At 49.7% G+C, this 18,346-nt stretch carries 17 protein-coding genes; 4 read left to right on the plus strand and 13 right to left on the minus strand.

Annotated elements, in window-relative coordinates; genetic code table 11:
• Positions 1–89: 89 nt before the first annotated feature.
• The 3 genes from CDA54_RS08215 to tyrS form a co-directional block, all read right to left on the minus strand.
• Positions 90–836, minus strand: a complete 747-nt coding sequence (locus tag CDA54_RS08215; protein ID WP_099034521.1) for a complement resistance protein TraT — start codon at positions 834–836, stop codon at positions 90–92.
• 43 nt (positions 837–879) lie between these two features.
• Complete coding sequence (locus CDA54_RS08220; protein WP_229748028.1) at positions 880–1,215, minus strand: hypothetical protein; 336 nt, start codon at positions 1,213–1,215, stop codon at positions 880–882.
• 365 nt (positions 1,216–1,580) lie between these two features.
• Entirely contained in the window at positions 1,581–2,780 is a 1,200-nt protein-coding gene (gene tyrS / locus CDA54_RS08225) for a tyrosine--tRNA ligase (RefSeq protein WP_099034522.1), read from the minus strand.
• 260 nt (positions 2,781–3,040) lie between these two features.
• Between tyrS and CDA54_RS08230 the strand changes: the two genes are divergently transcribed.
• Together CDA54_RS08230 and CDA54_RS08235 are read left to right on the plus strand one after the other, a co-directional pair.
• A complete protein-coding gene (locus CDA54_RS08230; protein WP_099034523.1) occupies positions 3,041–4,324 on the plus strand; it encodes a peptidoglycan DD-metalloendopeptidase family protein in 1,284 nt (427 codons plus the stop codon).
• 18 nt (positions 4,325–4,342) lie between these two features.
• A complete protein-coding gene (locus tag CDA54_RS08235) occupies positions 4,343–4,828 on the plus strand; it encodes an Lrp/AsnC family transcriptional regulator (RefSeq protein WP_099034524.1) in 486 nt (161 codons plus the stop codon).
• Between the two features lie 8 nt (positions 4,829–4,836).
• Here the strand turns inward: CDA54_RS08235 and CDA54_RS08240 are convergent, their stop codons facing one another.
• The 6 genes from CDA54_RS08240 to CDA54_RS08265 form a co-directional block, all read right to left on the minus strand.
• A complete protein-coding gene (locus CDA54_RS08240; RefSeq protein ID WP_099034525.1) occupies positions 4,837–5,256 on the minus strand; it encodes an SRPBCC family protein in 420 nt (139 codons plus the stop codon).
• A gap of 65 nt (positions 5,257–5,321) precedes the next feature.
• Positions 5,322–7,115 carry a trans-sulfuration enzyme family protein gene (locus tag CDA54_RS08245; RefSeq protein ID WP_099034526.1) on the minus strand — a complete coding sequence of 598 codons (1,794 nt, stop codon included), beginning with the start codon at positions 7,113–7,115 and terminating at the stop codon, positions 5,322–5,324.
• 252 nt (positions 7,116–7,367) lie between these two features.
• A complete protein-coding gene (locus CDA54_RS08250) occupies positions 7,368–8,540 on the minus strand; it encodes an aspartyl/asparaginyl beta-hydroxylase domain-containing protein (protein ID WP_099034527.1) in 1,173 nt (390 codons plus the stop codon).
• An 11-nt stretch (positions 8,541–8,551) separates the two neighbouring features.
• The gene (locus CDA54_RS08255; protein ID WP_099034528.1) at positions 8,552–9,133 is read right to left on the minus strand and encodes a glutathione S-transferase family protein; all 582 of its coding nucleotides are present in this window, start codon (positions 9,131–9,133) and stop codon (positions 8,552–8,554) included.
• A gap of 33 nt (positions 9,134–9,166) precedes the next feature.
• Positions 9,167–9,511: an iron-sulfur cluster insertion protein ErpA gene (gene erpA, locus CDA54_RS08260; RefSeq protein WP_099034529.1), complete on the minus strand. Its 345-nt coding sequence runs from the start codon at positions 9,509–9,511 to the stop codon at positions 9,167–9,169.
• A 69-nt stretch (positions 9,512–9,580) separates the two neighbouring features.
• Entirely contained in the window at positions 9,581–10,306 is a 726-nt protein-coding gene (locus CDA54_RS08265; RefSeq protein ID WP_099034530.1) for a DUF6776 family protein, read from the minus strand.
• An 86-nt stretch (positions 10,307–10,392) separates the two neighbouring features.
• Between CDA54_RS08265 and CDA54_RS08270 the strand changes: the two genes are divergently transcribed.
• Both CDA54_RS08270 and hemJ read left to right on the plus strand, forming a co-directional pair.
• Positions 10,393–12,075 carry a chloride channel protein gene (locus CDA54_RS08270; RefSeq protein ID WP_099034531.1) on the plus strand — a complete coding sequence of 561 codons (1,683 nt, stop codon included), beginning with the start codon at positions 10,393–10,395 and terminating at the stop codon, positions 12,073–12,075.
• Entirely contained in the window at positions 12,072–12,503 is a 432-nt protein-coding gene (gene hemJ, locus CDA54_RS08275; protein ID WP_099034532.1) for a protoporphyrinogen oxidase HemJ, read from the plus strand. The genes CDA54_RS08270 and hemJ overlap by 4 nt, the downstream gene beginning before the upstream one ends.
• A gap of 38 nt (positions 12,504–12,541) precedes the next feature.
• On the opposite strand, the gene CDA54_RS08280 is transcribed toward hemJ, so the two are convergent.
• The 4 genes from CDA54_RS08280 to CDA54_RS08300 form a co-directional block, all read right to left on the minus strand.
• Positions 12,542–13,834: a sensor histidine kinase gene (locus CDA54_RS08280; RefSeq protein ID WP_099034533.1), complete on the minus strand. Its 1,293-nt coding sequence runs from the start codon at positions 13,832–13,834 to the stop codon at positions 12,542–12,544.
• 404 nt (positions 13,835–14,238) lie between these two features.
• Complete coding sequence (locus CDA54_RS08290; protein WP_099034535.1) at positions 14,239–14,940, minus strand: response regulator transcription factor; 702 nt, start codon at positions 14,938–14,940, stop codon at positions 14,239–14,241.
• 24 nt (positions 14,941–14,964) lie between these two features.
• Positions 14,965–17,349, minus strand: a complete 2,385-nt coding sequence (locus tag CDA54_RS08295) for a TonB-dependent receptor (RefSeq protein WP_099034536.1) — start codon at positions 17,347–17,349, stop codon at positions 14,965–14,967.
• Between the two features lie 336 nt (positions 17,350–17,685).
• On the minus strand, positions 17,686–18,303 hold the full coding sequence (locus CDA54_RS08300; protein WP_099034537.1) for a sulfotransferase family protein: 618 nt from the start codon (positions 18,301–18,303) through the stop codon (positions 17,686–17,688).
• Between the last annotated feature and the right edge of the window lie 43 nt (positions 18,304–18,346).

Here is an 18,346-nt window from a genome sequence, read left to right on the forward strand (position 1 = left end):
TAACCGACCAGCGTGATGGGGGTCGACAGCAATATCGTGCATAAAAAAACCGGTGTGTTGAGCACCGGTTTTTTTAAATCTGAATTAAATCAGAAGAACGACGCCATCGCGTAAGCCGTCTTATCGAACATCAATGGCTGAGCTTCTTCCAGCTCAAGATTAGCCTTGTTAGCTGTTGTCACCACGCGGGTACGATATTCCTTGAGATTTGTCGCCTCGGAATAAGTAGTAGTGGTAGCACCATCATCAGAGATTTTCGCATTTACTTTGGAATCTTTTCTGACAATAACACCTTTCTTGGCTCGCTCCTGAATCTGGATATCCGCTACCAGCAGGTAGGTGACATCTTTGACAAAAGCGTTGGCTGCGGTCGATACCAGACCTCCAACCAGTCCGGCAGCCGCCGCACCACGATAACTTCCGCCCGTAGCATAAGACGCTGCAGCTCCCATTGCCACACCCTGATAGCCACTATGCAGCGCATTTTCCGCAGCAGAAGGTGAAGCCTTTTCCAATTGACGAACGAATACACTCATGGTGTATTGGGCTTCATCAGGATCTTCAGTAAAGGTATAACCGTTGCCGCTCTGGCTAATCTGGTTGTTTAACGCGGTACGAAACGCATTGCGATCAAACTCCATCACCGCGCTTCTGACCTCAAGATAAATCTTACGTTTTTCTTTAGGTACAGGGTCAACAAAGATAGAGGTGCTCAGCTTAGTCTGAACATCCAGATCTTTCTTAGAGATTGAGGTGTGCACTGCCGCACAACCCGTCACCCCCAAAATAAAAACCCCAACCATAAAAATTCTGAAGGTGTGCATCCATTTATTCATTTTAATACCTTAATGACTATTGTTTTAACAGAGAAGTTGTCCACTACCTGTAATAGTGCCCATGGTAGCGATAGTAGTACCGGCAGTTCCTGTACTGGGTCCAGTTATAACGAAGTAAGTCCCTGCAGGTATAACCAGGACGCCAGTACTGGCCCTGATACTCCTTGGGTTTTACATTCTGCTTAAGCATGCTTTCGATATATTTATCCACCTCTTCGGGCCTCTCAGCGAGAAAAGGTTTTGACATGACTTCGGCGTTCATCTGAGCCTGCGCTTTAGCAAGCGCATCGTCTTCATCGTCAGCCAGAGCACCAGCAGACAATAAAATCCCAGATAAAACAAAAAGTGGTTTGAAGTTAACCAGAGACGAGCGAAACATTTCCCAACTCCTTGTTTAGTATGTTTATCCCTACTGCAAAACGGGAACAGCAGGAAAAAAATACACCCTGAAGATAAATTTCACAAGGAGTTTTTGGTTATCTCAGGTACTTTTTGCAGCCCGGAATTTGTTGAACGTCGCTCACGACTCACTGCGATGATTCGCGGATCGTTTAAAAAAACGCCAGTACTCAGTAATGATGCAGGCTATTGAGGAACCTTTGAAAGGAAACGGGCGATGGTAACTACCACTCAGTGTTACTGATTTATCTTTATACGCGAGACGATTCCACAGCAACAGTTCCCAGCCGCGCAATCCCTCAGGGAGATGACCTCCGCCGGGGCGGAGGCTAGAGCTGTACGATATTAACCCAGTGTGATGCGGGCGAACTTACGCTTGCCCACCTGGTAAACGGCCTGCCCCTTCTCAGTCAGCACCAACCTGGTATCGGTAACTTTCTCGCCGTCTATTTTTACCGCATTTTGTCTGATCATTCGTACCGCTTCTGAAGTGGAACCCACCAGGCTAGCCTGTTTGAGCAAGTTACCCACAGCGATACCCTCTTCAGGCATGGCAATATCAAACTCTGGCATCTCATCGGGCATCGCGTTCCTGGAAAAACGCCGGGTAAAGTCCGCATGAGCCGCCTCGGCCGCGTCATTATCATGAAAACGGGCAATAATTTCCTTGGCGAGCTGGATTTTAATATCTCTTGGATTCGCCCCTTGCGCCACCTGTTGCCTGAGGTCAGCAATGTCTTCCAGCGGCCTGAAGCTGAGCAAATCATAGTAACGCCACATCAGCTCATCGGATATCGACATGATCTTGCCGAACATCTCAGAAGGGCTATCGGTGATGCCAATGTAATTGCCCAGCGACTTAGACATTTTCTGCACGCCATCCAGACCTTCAAGCAGTGGCATCATCAATACGGTCTGCGGTGTTTGCCCTTCATCTTTTTGCAGCTCACGCCCCATTAACAGGTTAAAGCGTTGGTCTGTGCCACCCAGCTCCACATCGGCCTTAAGGGCAACAGAATCCCAGCCCTGTACCAGTGGATAGAGGAACTCATGGATGGCGATAGGCTGACCACTGCTATAGCGCTTTTTAAAATCATCCCGTTCCAGCATTCTGGCTACCGTCTGTCGGGCCGCCAGCTTTATCATGCCGGCCGCCCCCACATCATTCATCCATTCAGAGTTAAAGCGAATCTGAGTCTTTTGCGGATCGAGGATCCTGAAAACCTGTTGCTTATAGGTTTCCGCATTTGCCAACACTTCCTCATTGGTAAGGGGTTTGCGGGTAACGTTTTTGCCGGTTGGGTCGCCAATCATCCCGGTGAAGTCACCGATCAGGAAAATCACTTCATGGCCAAGCTGCTGGAAAGCTCTCAGCTTATTGATCAGTACGGTATGGCCTAAATGCAAGTCCGGAGCAGTCGGGTCAAACCCGGCTTTAATACGCAATGGCCTGGCGGATTTGAGCTTTTCTGCCAGTTCCTCTTCAATCAGGATTTCTTCCGCGCCCCGCTTGATTTCTGCCAGTGCACTTTGCCAGTCATTCATCTGTATTTCTCTTTACTGCCCGTTTTAAATAAGCCGACCATTCTAACCTCTCGCACCCCGACACACAATTTATGATCCTTATATCCTCTGCCGTTTTCTGGGCAGATTAACCTTATAGTTATACCTAAGTACCGGCTGATGAGTAGAAATTCTGCACAGAAGCAGATATTCTGCTATCAGATGATTATTCAGAACTATTGTTCTGTTATTCTGTCTGATAGATTTATTGTGTGCGTCGTTATCTGAAGAGGTTGCTGTAGGTGGTAAAACAAACTGTAAAACAACTGCCAAAACCCCATAAGCTGTTGATAGTATCATTAGCACTTGTCGCGGTCGTGCTGTTCATTGTTCCTTCCGAGCCAGCCAGCGCATCCCGTCATACCGCCGAGCTGGAGCCGGGCAAACGTTATCCTCTGGAACTGGAACTGGAGCAGACCAGTTCTGACATCGTTAATGACGAAGGCCCTGACTGGCAAAAGTACCGGGTAAAACGTGGTGACAATCTGGCCCGTATCTTTGATCGTGCAGGCCTTACTCCACAAGACACATATCAGGTCAGCCGTGCCGGCGATGCAGCAAAAAGACTGCTGAAAATGATGCCCGGTGACGAATTACAACTGGCCAAAGATGAAAATGGTCATTTTCTGGCGCTGAATTATGCTTATTCACCCTTCGAATCACTGCATATAGAGAAAAACGATAGTGAAATCACCAGCAGTATCGAGGCACGTCAGGTGGATACCCGCCTGGGTTATGCCAGCGGCATTATTAGCAGTAGCTTCTGGCATTCTGGTGTTGCGGCAGGACTCAGTGAAGCACAGATAATGAATCTTGCGGGCATTTTCGGCTGGGATATCGATTTCGCCCTTGAACTTCGCGCCGGAGACAGTTTCAACCTGGTTTACGAAGAAGAGTACGTTGACGGCGAATTTGTTGGCAAAGGAAGAATCCTGGCTGCAGAATTCAGCAATCGCGGAGAAACCTTCAAAGCCATACGTTATGATGATGGTAACTATTACACCCCTGAGGGCAGAAGCATGCGGAAAAGCTTTTTGCGCGCGCCTGTAAGCTTCAAGTATATCAGTTCGAGTTTCAATCCCCGTCGCTTGCACCCTGTGTTAAAGAGTGTACGTCCGCATAATGGTATTGATTATGCGGCCAGTACCGGCACACCGGTTATTGCCGCAGGTGACGGTAAAGTCGTTGCAGCGTCTTATAATCGTTACAACGGCAATTACGTATTTATTCAGCATGGTGAAAAATACACCACCAAGTACCTGCACTTTTCCAGGCGTGCAGTTAAAAAAGGCCAGAGCGTAAAGCAAGGGCAGGTGATTGGCTACGTGGGTGCGACCGGATTAGCTTCAGGTCCTCATCTGCATTACGAATTTCTGGTCAACGGTACGCATCGTAATCCCCGTACTGTGAAGCTGCCAAAAGCAGAGCCTATCGCCAGCAGTGAAAGAGAAAAGTTCGCCACCATTGCCGAAGAATATACAGGCTATCTGGATACCAACAGACGCATCATGTTGGCAATGAACTAACGGGAAAGGATATACCCCATGCGTGCGCTGGATAATACCGATCTGCAAATACTGGCAAACCTGTTCAGGGACGCCAGACTGTCGAATAAGGATCTGGCCAGAGAAGTAGGACTGGCTCCCTCTTCCTGCCTTGAGCGCGTAAAACGTCTGCAGAATGATGGCGTGATCCAGGGCTGCAGTCTGAAGCTGAATATGAATGCTCTGGGAGCCCATATTCAGGCTATGATAGCCGTGCGCCTGTCAAACCATAACCGGGAAACCTTTGAGAGTTTTATGCAGGCCGTACAACCTGCACCTGAAGTGTTAAGCCTGTATCACCTCGGCGGTGATAATGACCTGCTGATTCACGTTGCCGTGGTGGATACCCAGCATTTGAGGGATTTTGTCTTCAATACCATCACCTGCCGTAATGAAGTCAGCCATGTGGAAACCGCACTGGTCTACGATTACAGGCAAAGCGACACAATGCCGAAATTCGTGCTTAATAGCAGCCAGGCGGTATAATTTTTCAGCTAGAGCGTCAATAAGGAAAGCTTCTCAAGGCTGGCAATCCAGTGTGCCTGATAATGCTCCTGCATTTCCACGTCCGCCAGTTCACTGTGAACCAGAGTCATAGAAGATGTCGAATCATTCAGCCGCTCAAAGGTCAGTGCTACCTGACTAACCGGTTCCTGATCCCCAATCTGCCAGGTAAATGCCAGGCGCTGGTTTTCTTCAATTTCCGTATACTCGCCGGTGACATAGTACTGCTGATACTCGGGATCCTGCATCACCATGCGGTATTTTCCCCCCACGCTGAAGCTGGACATGGCCTGAGTCAGGATCATTTCCCCCGGCGCAAACCATTGCAGCAGAAGCTCAGGCTTAAACCAGGCTTCGAACAGGGCTTCAACAGGGGCATCGAACTTAACTTCCAGTTTTACTTCATGCATTTATGTACTCCTGAATGTGCTGCCCCTGTATCGGCAAAAATATCCGTTACATAATACCTGTTGAATCACTCTGCCAGTAATTCAACCATACTGGCACTGGAGCCATAATGCTGGCGACATACCTCAGTACTGATTTGTAAATACAGCGCGTCAATCTCTTCGCCAGCCATAAACTTATCACTGAAACCCGGACGAACAGGATCTATGTGCATTCTGGCCGAGTGAATAAAGTGTGCAATCAACTCCTTGATACTCTCGGTGCCCACGGCAATACGCATAGTAGTAAGAAAGATACCCGCAGCGTGTTGATCTTCCTCTGCAAGCTCCGAGTGAGATGTCAGTGCCGGACACAGAATAATGGTGTTGTTCTGACCAATAGACACCTGATGGCTGAACCCCGGTTCCAGTGCATCGAAGAACCGGACAAAGGAATCCCTGTCCAGAGCCGCATTTTCCATATCTACAGTAAACAGCGCACACGGCCAGCCGTGGCGATGCTGTTTCTCCCGCAATCCGGCATTGGGATGGTCTGGCAGAGCATGGCAATTTACTCTGAAATCAGGGTGGGCAGCTAACACCCGGCTCAATACCTGGGTATTGATTACCTTGTTCATCACCCGTTGCTCGAGGGTTTTCATGCCGTTGAGTACATCGAAAGCTTTCTCAGAATCGAGAAACGCCCCTTTGATATAGAACACATCCCAGAACATGGTCTGTGACCAGTCTACTCCGTTGGCATTGTCGCCCTTAGGCTGGAACATGCGATAGGTTTCACCGATGACAACCCCTGCCGTAGTGGCACCACTGCCACAAATGTCCTTGGTATAGCTGTGAATAACATAATCCGGGCGCTCTGCCTTGTCTTCACGTTGTAGTGGCGTAGATAAAATCGGCGTAGCGAGTGTTGCATCCAGCATCACCAGATGACCTTGTGCATGTGCTGTTCGACAGATCCCCGGCACATCCAGTACATAGCCATGAGGATTACAGGGTGATTCAAGATAAACGTGCAACGCATTGCCCTGATCCAACCGCTTGGTATGACGTTGCTTCACCCCGGCTAAGAATTCCCTGAAACTTTGTTCATCATAGCCGTCAAACCATTCCAGCTGTATATCCATGCGGTTACTGCGAGCGAAATAATCCTGCAGTAACTGGAAGACCCCGCCATAAACATTACGGGATACCACCAACACATCACCATGGTTGAGTACATTGCTGAGCACGCCATCTATAGCTGCCATGCCCGAATTGAAATTCCAGGCCAGATAATCGGCCGAATACCTGCCCGCTTCCAGATCGACAATAGCGTTTGCCAGTGAGATGGCTGTAGGATTAAGCAAACGTGAGTAAATCTGGTGAGTAAACTCTTTCCCCTGGAAGGCGTCGTCTATCCATTCTGTGCAGGCATAAACATAAGTAGCGGTACGCACAATTACCGGTGTTGCGGAGAACAATGCCGTTACATTATCAAATAGCGGGTAGTGCCCCTTGACCATATGTGAGCCCTGCTGTTTATGCAGACTTTGATGCACTGCTCTGAAAGGGTTTTGCAGGGTATCGAGGATTTTAGCTAACTGGAACGACAGAAATTTCTTCGCATTAAAACGCGCGATCTTGTCTTCATGGCTAAGACTATTCAGAGTTTGTGTGGTTACTGCCCAAAGCTGGCTGACATCCACCTGCGCCTGATACAGGTGCAAAGCCGTGTCGTACAAAGCCTTACCATAATCCGTTTGCATATCGATGCCAAAGTGCTGTAGCTGCTCTGCAGCCAGCGCCTCCATAGAGGCAGACTCTGTCGTATTCCGGCGTGGAGAGAGGATTTTAGCCTGGTCAACTTGTTCCTTGGTGTACATTGATAAACTCCGCACATAAAAAGTATATGCAGAGGTTATACCGAATATAATTCTATGACAAAGGATGTTGCTGGTATTTTTAACAGAACAGCAAAGTTTTCTTTACTATAGCGCCACCAAGCACCATCGATCATGTTTCAGACAGTGAATAAATCGGTAAGAAACCTGAAAGGTCGGGGGCAGGTGTGCGGTACAGAAACGTTTGATGGGAACATATCCACACCCCGGATCAGGATGTGGATAAAACTTCGTTTATCCGGCTCCCTGATACTCTTTGACAGACTCCAGCATCATTGTGACAAGGGCCCTTTCATCTTCTGTCAATTCGGGACGCCAGATATCAAACAGCAGTACAACTCTGTCCTCATCGCTGTTGTTCCAGGCTTCGTGTTCGATGCTGTCGTCAAAGATCAGGGTTTGACCTTCAACCCATTCCCGCTGATCACTGCCACAGCGCAGTGTTCCACATTTATCCGGGACTATCAGCGGCAAATGGCAAATAAGACGGGTATTAAGCATGCCATGATGAGGCGGAATATGTGTATTAGCAGCCAGACGCGAAAACAGCACGATAGGTGTCTGACTGGTAACATGAGGCAAAGGTACCTTATCCATTGCCACCATGGTGTTTGGGCAGGCACGGGCGTTTTCTTCTACCTGCTGGCCATATTCCCATAGATACAAAGCGCCCCAGTCAGGATTATTGATAATGTCTTTCCCGGATTCATTGATCTCCGGAATGTCTGTATCTGATTGCAGATAGGGCGAGAAGCGTTCAGGGGTTTTCAACAGGGCCTGAAGCTCAGTTCTGATATCACCTGTGTGCGCTTCCAGTTGTTCTATCCAGTCAAATTCATTGCGCTCATAAAACTGTCGCTGCGGCAGCCCGGGGAAATAAAAGCGATTCGGTTGCTGGTGATAAATTTGTTTGCGCCCCAGACAGATATCCAGAGACAGGTTGAAGCGGTCGCTGGCCTGCGCCGGCTGATACCCCTTCTGTTTAAGCTTGTTGAGAAGAAAGTCAGTGTATTCAGCAGAAAACTTATCCGTCATCTGCTGTGCTCTTTGTAAACCTTTTTGTATGTCACCTGGCAAAGGCTCCTGAATATTGGCTGCCAGACTCAAAGCCGCTTCAAAAAACGGCAACGCCGTGCGGCTCTGCCCCGCATTCTCCAGGTGCTCCCCTTTAAACAAAAGCGCTCTGATATTTCTCGGCTCGAGCTTAAGGCAACGCTCAATGGCCGCCATAGCGGCTTCAGTGTCGCCCAGGTTGGAACAACTGAATGCCAGACCCAGCCAGGCTTGTGCAGCCTGAGGCACTTGCTGTACCACTGTATTAAACAGTGACCTGGCTTCATGAGCCCGGCCTTGTTGCAGCGCGGTGATAGCTTGTTGTAATTGTTCTGATGCTTGCGCCTGATTCATACTTTTTCCTGTCAGTCAGGGTTTCGGGGATCGGTGGTGGTGACTTCAATACGGTCCTTATGCCTGGCCTGAAACTCCAGCAGGGCAGGCATTGCCGAGAGATCGTGCAATTCCCTAAACTCAATCCAGTCCACCAGGCAGTAGAGGCAGATCTCAGGATAATGCCATTGGGAAAACTCCCCTTCTTCAACCAAACGGTTAAGGTGCTCCAGAATAGTCTGAATACGCTCATTCTGAAGTCTGAAAATCAGCTTGTTATTGTCTTCTTCTATTTCAGAACGTCTGAGGATCAAAGACTGCACCAAAGAGTCATTAGCCGAATCGATAAGGGTCAGCAGATTCTCATGCTCCCAGTTCAGTGGATTTTCAGAGAACTTGTCAGTCAGGTAACGAAAGATGATTCTGGAATCATAGATAACCTTACCATCATCCTCAATCATTGGGACTTTGAGGGTCGGATTCATACTTGCCAACAGTTCGCGATCCGGACCGGAAAAGATTTGCATGTTGATAAATTCATGCTGCACATTCGCCAGCCAAAGACGCAGGCGCCTGACAAAGGGCGAGGTGGTTGATCCGTACAATTTAAGCATTACCTTTCTCCTCTGAGAGTTTAGTGTTTAAGGTTAAACACTAAAACTGGCACCACAGCCGCAGGTCGTGGTCGCATTAGGATTATCAATCAAAAACCGGCTGCCCTGCAATCCGTCTACATAATCCACAATGCCACCAACCAGATATTGAAGGCTCATTGGATCTACCACCAACGTCACATCATCTTTGTCTATGGTCATGTCGCCCTCATTGACTTTCTCATCGAAGGTAAATCCATACTGAAAACCGGAGCATCCGCCACCGGTCACAAATACCCTGAGCTTAAGGTTCGGATTTTCCTCTTCTGCCACCAGTTCTTTGACCTTATGGGCCGCGGCATCAGAAAACTCTATCGGACAGGCTGTTTGAACGGACATGATTACCTCAGTGAAAGCGGGATATACAGAATGAAACGGCAGGCATTATCTAATACCTGACTAATTCAATCAAGTATTGCCTTGTGTACTGTTCTGAACAGTGTTTTTCAACACCCAACGGAAACTGCGCTCGAGCCTGCCCCGTTTCGGTTTGGTAACATTGCAATCTACCTTGAGGCGCTGGGGAACAAAGCCCTCTGGCAACTTAAACGTGCCTGACAGTACTTCAAAATACTGAAAATTAAAGCCCAGTTTAGCAGGCGGCTCTTCCATCAATGACAATAAATCCAGCTCCTGGCTCTCGCCGTTTACTGTACCCTGCAACGTCAGTGAAGCATTCCCCTGCACCATGCCTTTTTTCTGATTTTTTTGCATCAGCACCAGCGCAAACCGGTAATATCCCCGGCTGTTACTGGCTTCAATGTCCAGAGATTCAATCACTACCCCCTGCTCTTCCAGCTCAGGAGCCATAATTTTCTGAAAAAATGCCAGCTCCTGACGCAAAGAGGCTTCACCTTCCATGGCCTGCTTAAGGCTGGTCTGCAGTTTCTGGTTGGCAAGACGTTCCACTTCCAGCTCAACCCCAACAATATTCAGACCCTTGGTCAGCTTGTGGTTTTCGTCGGTAATGGAGTCAATCGTCTGCTCCAGTCCGGCGATCTTTTCTTTCTGGTATTGATACTGAACATTTCCCATCCGCACACCAGCATAAAGCGCGGCTAACAATAACGCTGCCAACAACAGGTAAAAACGCATGGCACCCAGCCGCTGTTTAATCTCACTTCCTCTTAACAAGCCATACTCCAGATGTTGTGATTTCTTCTTTAGTTACAGGTGCTTGTGTTAGACTTCTGGACATAAGCCTCAAAGTCAGCATAACGATGTCACTACAGGGACTGCGCCGGGAACTTGCTCACCCCCGAACTTCGGTTCAACTTTGCCTGCTCGGAATCGTGGGCGGCGGTTGTGCCGCGCTGCTTATCATACTGTTTCGTCTGAGTATTGAAACAATACAGCACCTGTATATTCAACAGATTGACAATTTTACCACCTTAGCTGCTATAGACAGATTTATTCTGCCGATTATTGGTGCAGTGCTGATTCTGTTTTTTGCTTATATCACAGGTTTTAAACATTATCGCATGGGCATTCCCTATGTCATTCATCGGGTCAAGCATCGCTACGGTCTTATACCCCTGCGCACCACGATTAACCAGTTTTTTGGCGGGGTAATTTCGCTGGCTGCAGGATTTTCAGTAGGCCGGGAAGGGCCTTCAGTGCATTTGGGCGCAGCGGGCAGCAGCTTTTTCGGCCTGTGGCTGAAATTGCCCTATAACAGTATCCGTATTCTGGCTGGCTGCGGCATCGCCGCCGGTATTTCTGCTTCGTTTAACACCCCCTTTGCTGCCGTGATCTTTGTCATGGAAGTGGTGCTCAGGGAATACAAAATCCATATATTTATTCCGGTGATGCTGGCTGCTGCTTGTGGTTCCGTGTTAACCAGGCTCGTATTCGGTGAAGGCAGCGAGCTGGATTTATTGCATTTTGTCAATTTCAGCTACTGGTTCTATCTGTATCTGATCCCTGTTGGAATGGTATTGGGCGCACTGGCGACCCTGTTTAACAATCAACTGATGAACCTTATTCGCTGGTTCCGGCCATTAAACATGGTCAGCCGCCTGTTACTGGCGGGGTTATTAACCGGTGTGATCGGTTACCTGCTGCCTCAGGCCATGGGCTCTGGTATGAGCTCAATTCAGTTTCTGGTTAACTCTCCGGATAATCTGGTACTGCTGTTTGCCATTCTCGCCGCCAAACTGGCCCTGACCCTGATTGCACTGGGCCTGGGCATTCCCGGTGGAATCATCGGCCCCGTTATCGGTATGGGCGTGTTAGCCGGGGCCATATTATTACTGCCGCTGGGCATCTTTATTGAAGACACCTCTGAGCTGACCGGCAGCTTCGCCCTGTTGGGCATGGCCGGGCTGCTTACCGCAGTATTACACGCACCACTGGCGGCACTGTCTGCAGTAATGGAACTGTCTTTTTCACCCCAGGTGATTTTGCCTGCCATGCTGGTGATTGTGCCGGCCTATGTTACTTCTACCCAGCTGTTGGGTAACCGCTCCATCTTTATCCGCCAGCTTGATTTTCAGAAGCTGTCATACACCAGCTCTTCGGTTCGCGAGCATCTGCAGAAAACCGGCGTATTGGCAGAAATGAGCCCTGACTTCCGTCTCTTTAACGACCCCATGGAAAGCCAGTTGCTGGCACATCTGCAGGAAAATCCCACAGAGCTGGTAGTACAGGCGCAGGACTTTGAAATTGGTAAGCAGTTTGCGCTGGTTCAATATGACACCAGTCTCGGCTATGAAGACACCAAGCCACTGAAGTTTTTTACCATGGAAGGGCTGCCCTCCCAGGCCACCCTCGCAGAGGTGTATGAAGAGCTGCAGGCCAGCCGGGATGGCGCGGTGTATATCTATGAAGATACCCCGGAAGAGATCGTTGGCATTATTACCTGGAACAGGCTACACGCCGAATTACTCAAGGAGCAATACTGATGTTGTTATGGTTTAAGGCCCTGCACCTGTTTTTTATGGTGGCCTGGTTTGCCGGTGTTTTTTATCTGCCCAGGCTGTTTGTGTACCATGCCGAAACCAACGACCAGACAACCCGCAACACTTTTAAGATAATGGAGCGGCGCCTGTGGTGGTTTGTGACCCCTTTTGCCCTGCTCACCCTGGTATTCGGTTTAGGCCTCATCCACCTTTATGGTATGCAGTGGCTGAAAGCTTCTGTCTGGATGCATATTAAACTGACTCTTGTAGCCCTGCTCTACGGCTACCACTTCTATCTTTACAAGCTGTTAAAAGACTTTGCCGCCGACAACAACCGCCACTCACCGAAATTCTACCGCATCCTGAACGAGGCCCCGGTGCTGGTATTGCTGGCAGTGGTGCTGCTGGCGGTACTTAAACCGGGGTTTTGATATTGGTAATATCCATCATTCAAATGAAAAACCCGACGTCACCACGAAAGAAGGGCGACTACACGTTTTTCATCAGCGAGCAGCGAAAACGACCAGCCATTGCGCTCACACAACCGTTGCACAATCCCCAGCCCCAGGCCATAGCCGTGAGACGGCGGCTCGATCTGCGTGTGCCTCTCATCAGCATCACGGCTCACCTGATTGGTGACTAAGAGCTCGTGCTCTTTAAGACGAATCGTGATCGGTCCTTGCCCGTCGAGGGTGTGCTCGAACGCATTTCGCACCAGATTATTAACCGCAATTGAAAAAGCCTGTGGGTGCCCGCAGACGCTGGGGTTTGCGAGTTCGTCAATTTCAACATCGACGAACTTGCCGCTCAACAGGTAGCGCTGCTGATCTATCGCATGGCTTACCAGCGGCATTACCAAAAACTGCTTATCATACAACCCGTCATCGGTTTCGCGGGCGAGACACAAGAACATTTCAATCGTGGTTCTCATGTCGAGGGTCGCCCGCCTGACTCGATCCAGCGCCTTCACATCGGTCGCTGACAGATCGCTTTGTTCCAGCAGCTCAAGTGCACCTGTTATCACCGTGATGGGCGTGCGTAACTCATGACTGGCTGAATCGGTAAAGTATCGCTCCCTCTCAACAAATGCGCTGATACGCTGAAGCGTCTTCTCAATAGTTCCAGCGAGCAGGCCAACCTCATCATCGCCGAACCGCCCGGACTCTATGCGTTTATGATCTTCGTCTGACAGGTGTTCCGGATCGATATCTGCGACCACTTTGGCGAGCTGCACAACCGGGGCGACAGCCCTGCGCATCACAACAACCCCCAACCCGAAACCAAGGGTACCAAGCGTACCCACGACACCAATGATAACCAGCAGCAACCACCAATCCTCTGATGAGGCCGCCTCAATCCCGGCAACGTCGAAAACCACAAAGGCGCGCGGCGATTCATTTTCGGCTGATGGCTCTTCATTGTCGGTAGGCAGCTTTTCATTGTCGGTAGACAGCACTGCGACATGCAACTCTTCGGATTCGAATTCATACAATCCCTCAGCGGGGTTTGTTTGCGCCCACTCCCGCAGTGATTCCGGCAAGCTGGCAACGTCATCGTAGCCGCGAAGATTTGTTGTCAGAGAGGGATAGCTTTCGGCGGCAACCTGTAGCTGTTGCGTCAGTACCCGGTCTTCGCTCAACCTGATCGCAGCGAGGAAAGCAAATCCCCAGACCATGCTGAGTACAGCAACACAGATCGCAAATGCAATCGCGACACGCTTGCGCAAACTGTGCCGGTACATGAGAGGCTGTTTATCTTTCATATACCCCTCTGTTGAGAGATAAAAATGGCTCAATCAAGGCGCGAGTGGTGTGGTTTAGCCATCTAAACGAACCGGGCGCAACGCAGAGTGAGCCATTTTTAGCCTCAACCCCCTCCCTTTTAAAAAAGGGGGCTGGGGCCATTTTTACTCGGATCATCCTTGATACTCGCCGGCAAGCGGCCAGCCAAGCTGTTAAAAAATGCTCCAGGCATTTTTTTCCGCCCAGCGGCGTTATATGAAATATATCCCTATATTTCACCGCTTCGCGGCCAGCTTTGCTGTTCCAATGGGTTTCATTCCCATTGGTCAGTCGCTTATTTAGGCCCACTAAACTTTACTCCTGTTGCCTTGCCGGACAATAAAATGGCCGCCAGCAGAGCGCGTATATGAAAGATAAATAGCCTCTACGCATCCTCTGCAATTCGGTACCCGATACGATGTACCGTATGAATTAGCGGGCTATCAAACGGCCTGTCAATAGCCTGCCGCAGCTTGTACATGTGCGACCGAAGTGCATCACCATCAGGGTGCTCATCAGCCCATAACAAGGTTTCGAGGTCATCCCGAGCCACAACGGACGGCGCCTGTTCCATCAGTCGTTGCAGTAATTTCATGCCAGCAGGATTGAGATCGACGCGCCTGCCTGCACGATGGACTTGCAACGTGGACCTGTTCAGCGTCAGATCACCAACAGTTAACAGGTTGTCGGTTTTTCCGTGGCTGCGTTTGTAAAGCGCCTGCAGTCGGGCATGCAGTTCCTGTAATGCAAATGGCTTGACCAGATAGTCATCGGCTCCCGCTTCGAACCCCTTAAGTTTATCGTCAAGGGTGTCTCTCGCCGTTAGCATCAGCACAGGCGTTTCTACTTTGGCATCAGTTCGCAACTTGTGGCAAAAACTCAGGCCATTCATCCCCGGAAGCATCAGGTCCAGAACAATAACGTCAAACGGATGCGTCAACGCCAGGTGCATCGCGCTGATACCGTCATAGGCAAAATCCAGTATATAGCGATGCTTTTCGAGATAGGCGGCAATATTCTCACATATGTCGCGGTTATCTTCGACAATCAAGGCTCTAACCGGCGCCGCACCAAGCGCGTGTACCATTTACTGTTCCTCCTTACCAGGCCGTTACCATGCATAGTCCAGTCGCAGACCAATCAGTGGCTCGGCTTCGCTTTCGTCTTCCACTTCAACGCCCCGGCGGTAGTCAAACTCGGTATCATCACTTGAGGACGCTGCCGTTACGTTAATGACATCGAGAAAGGCGGTGACATCTATGGGGCCAATTGCGCGCCGATAGTCAACACGAACGTTCAACAAGCTGGAACCGCCTTTACGACCGATATTGCGCTCAGTGATCTCTTTCGAGTAGCGCAGAGGTTGCCCTGGCCCCAACACGTCTGAGTGAATGATAAATTCGTTGTCTGGCCTGCCGGAAAGGTATTTGTAGCGCCCGGCGACCTTCCAGCGGTCGCTGATTTCCCAGGTCAGACCGAGGGTTGCGACATGCTCCCGACTGAATTCAGCGGCTACCTCACCGCGACCGTCTTTGCGGTCGACTACGGCATCGTTGTAAGAATAGGTTGCGGTAGCGTACAGGCCTTCGCGGATCGTACCATTGATCACGATATCGACGCCGTACGATGTGCCGTCACCAATATTGGCAAACGTACCGTTTGCCCGATCAAGGTCTACCACCAGGTCGTCGAGGTTTTGATAATAGGCCTCGGTTAATACCGACCAATTGTTGTTCGGGAAATATTTTATACCCACACTACCATGGGTGATTTTTTCGGTCTGAAGGTCGTTTGACTCGTTAGCAGCAAGCTCTAAAAACCGTGGCGACTGATGAAACAGCCCTGCGGTGGCAAAATATCTGACCGTTTTGCCCGGCTGCCAGTTGACGCTGAACCTGGGCGAGGCGAAGCTTTCGTCGGCAAAACCGTCCCGCTCGACCCGTAAACCCGTGCCAAAGTCCCAATGATCGAATTCATACACCTGATCGACGTAGCCAGCATAGCTGGTTTCTTTCTGACGTATTGAAGAGTTAATATTCCCGGGCTCAAGCACAATAAAACGCTGTTCGGGATCGGGTCTGAAATCATCGTCGTCGTAGACAAATCGGATCCAATCGCCATCCAGGACAGTGTTATAATCCAGTTCAATTTGCGTTACCCGAACACCGGCACTGAACACACCCCATTGATTCACTGTCTCAAAGTCGCTGCGCCAGCCGATCTCTGTTTCATCTTCACCTATGGTAATAATGTCCTCCCGCACTGGAAAACTGGACGCGGGCGATCCCGCAGGTACGAGATCAGGAAAAGCTTCACCCTCTGAGCTGATCTTGTCGCTTTTGCGATAGTAAACCTTATTGGTCCAGACAGCTTGTTCACCGATTAATGATCGCAATGTCAGACCATACAAATCACTATCTTGTTCAGAATTCTGAAGCGCAGCATCTTCGAAATTGGGCGACTCGAAAACGTGAGTCACGTCGCGATAATAGTCCTCGTGTGTATCCATCAGCAGAATTTCAAATGTGTGATTCTGATTGATGGGTATGACCGACTTGACGATGATATCTCTTAACACAGGTTCCCCGATGTCCAGTTCTTCAATCGTTTCAAATAAAGCGCCAAAGTCCAGTCGCCTGGCAGAAACGAGCATCGTTGCGTCTTCGGTTATACCGATAGGGCCGTCGTAACCCACTTCATAGCCTGCAAGGTCGTAGCGCAGACTTGCTGAAGGGCTTGGATTGCCATCGGCAACTTCCAGTTTGAGTAGCGACGCAGCACGGCCACCATAAGCCGCCCCCCATCCACCGGGTGAGAACTCTGCTCCGCTGATAACATTCGGTGCGAATATCGAGAAACGGCCACCACCACCGACATCTTCCTCTTCACCCAGTGTTGCATCAAAGTGCACCGCTTTATCAAAGGGAAAGTCATCAACGAAGAGTAAGTTATCTCTCGGGCCTCGGCCGCGTACACTAAAGCTTGCAAATTCACTGGCGGATGACAGGCCAGGCAATCCGTCCAGCGAGAGGAGTGGATCTGCGCCACCGCCTACAGCGCTTCGCAACGCTTCTCTGTCGAGATAGGTGCTGGAAGCTGATGCAAACGCATCGGTTTGGTTTCCCAGCACCACGACTTTCTCAATTTCCACTTGTCTGAGTTCGAATTCTATCCTGATATTTTTGCGTGTCACCACGCGTACGCTTGGCTCATATAACGAAGCGAAGCCGCTTTTGGCTACATTCACCGAGTAGAGGCCCGGGTCTAGCGGTTCAACGACAATGCGACCTTGTTGGTCGGTTTCTAAGGTTTGCGTGGAAGAGGTTTCCCGTTCCTTGAGCGTAATCTGCACGCTTGACAGTGGCCGCTCAGTATTCTGATCTTTGACTATGACAGTCAGCGCACCGGGCGCCTCTGCAGCGTGGGTAAAAAGTGGAACGCCAATCAGCAGCGCCCACAGCGTTAACCACGATGCGTGTCTAAAGTGCCTGCTCATAATGTTATCCCTCTAAGAGTTAACCACGAGACCTGTTTCAATTGCCTGCTCATATTGCACCCCTCCAAAAATCGACCGTATTGATTTGATGAATCGCAGGGAGTCTAGCAAAGCAAATGTGACTAAAAAGTCGCTGAAATGTGGAAGCTACATCATAGTCTGGATGCCTGTAGTTACTTCAACGCATGGGAAAAACCGGCAAAACGCCTTCTAACGCGGGGAGAATATGTTCTGGTAGCAATGTATCCGCAACAATCAAAGATGTTCAGGGATCTTTCATCGGACCGTTCGCCATTGGTAGACATTGCGACAGGCCCTGACTTATATGACACGGTTTCAGATCTTACCCGATACCCTGTCCCAGAATTCCTGTCGGTGATTGGTTCTTGGAAAAGGTTTATCTGGCGCCGGTAATTCAAGAAAATTGCAGAGCGGTTGCCAGCCTTCTTTTACCTCAAAGACCAATAATTGCCTTGCCGGAATGGTCGCTTTAACCGCTTCATTGTGAGCGATAAAGGCGTCCTTTAGTTGTTGATGTTCAAGGCCGGAGGGAAAGCCGGTTTTTTCAATCACGCCAGAGCACATATCCAGCCAGTCACGCATTTCCTTCGTCGCATCACCTCTGGTGCCCAACAGCGTATAAATGGTGGAGCCAAAACTGCTTGCCCAGCTCTCCGGTTCGCGGTGAGATAAGATGAATCTGGCATCCGGGTATGCATCATAGAGTTCGCGGAAATACCCTGCCGTTGGCCAGTCAACCGCACTGTTGTAATTAGCGTAAATGGCAGACCAGTCAGCCTCCCCACGCAATGCATCCTTCCAAAGGGGTACCTGCAAATCCATATTATGCAGCACCTCTTCCATATGATGGCAGGGGCCGAGGCCAAGCTCATTAATTGCCAGTTTAAGTGAATAAGTTCCTGTACGTCCTACGCCTGCGCCGATGATACGCATCGCTTTGCTCTTTTTTGAATGGGTAATTGAGCTTAGCAGTTTA

Source organism: Lacimicrobium alkaliphilum (genome assembly GCF_002591895.1).
In the GTDB taxonomy this organism is placed as follows: domain Bacteria; phylum Pseudomonadota; class Gammaproteobacteria; order Enterobacterales; family Alteromonadaceae; genus Lacimicrobium; species Lacimicrobium alkaliphilum.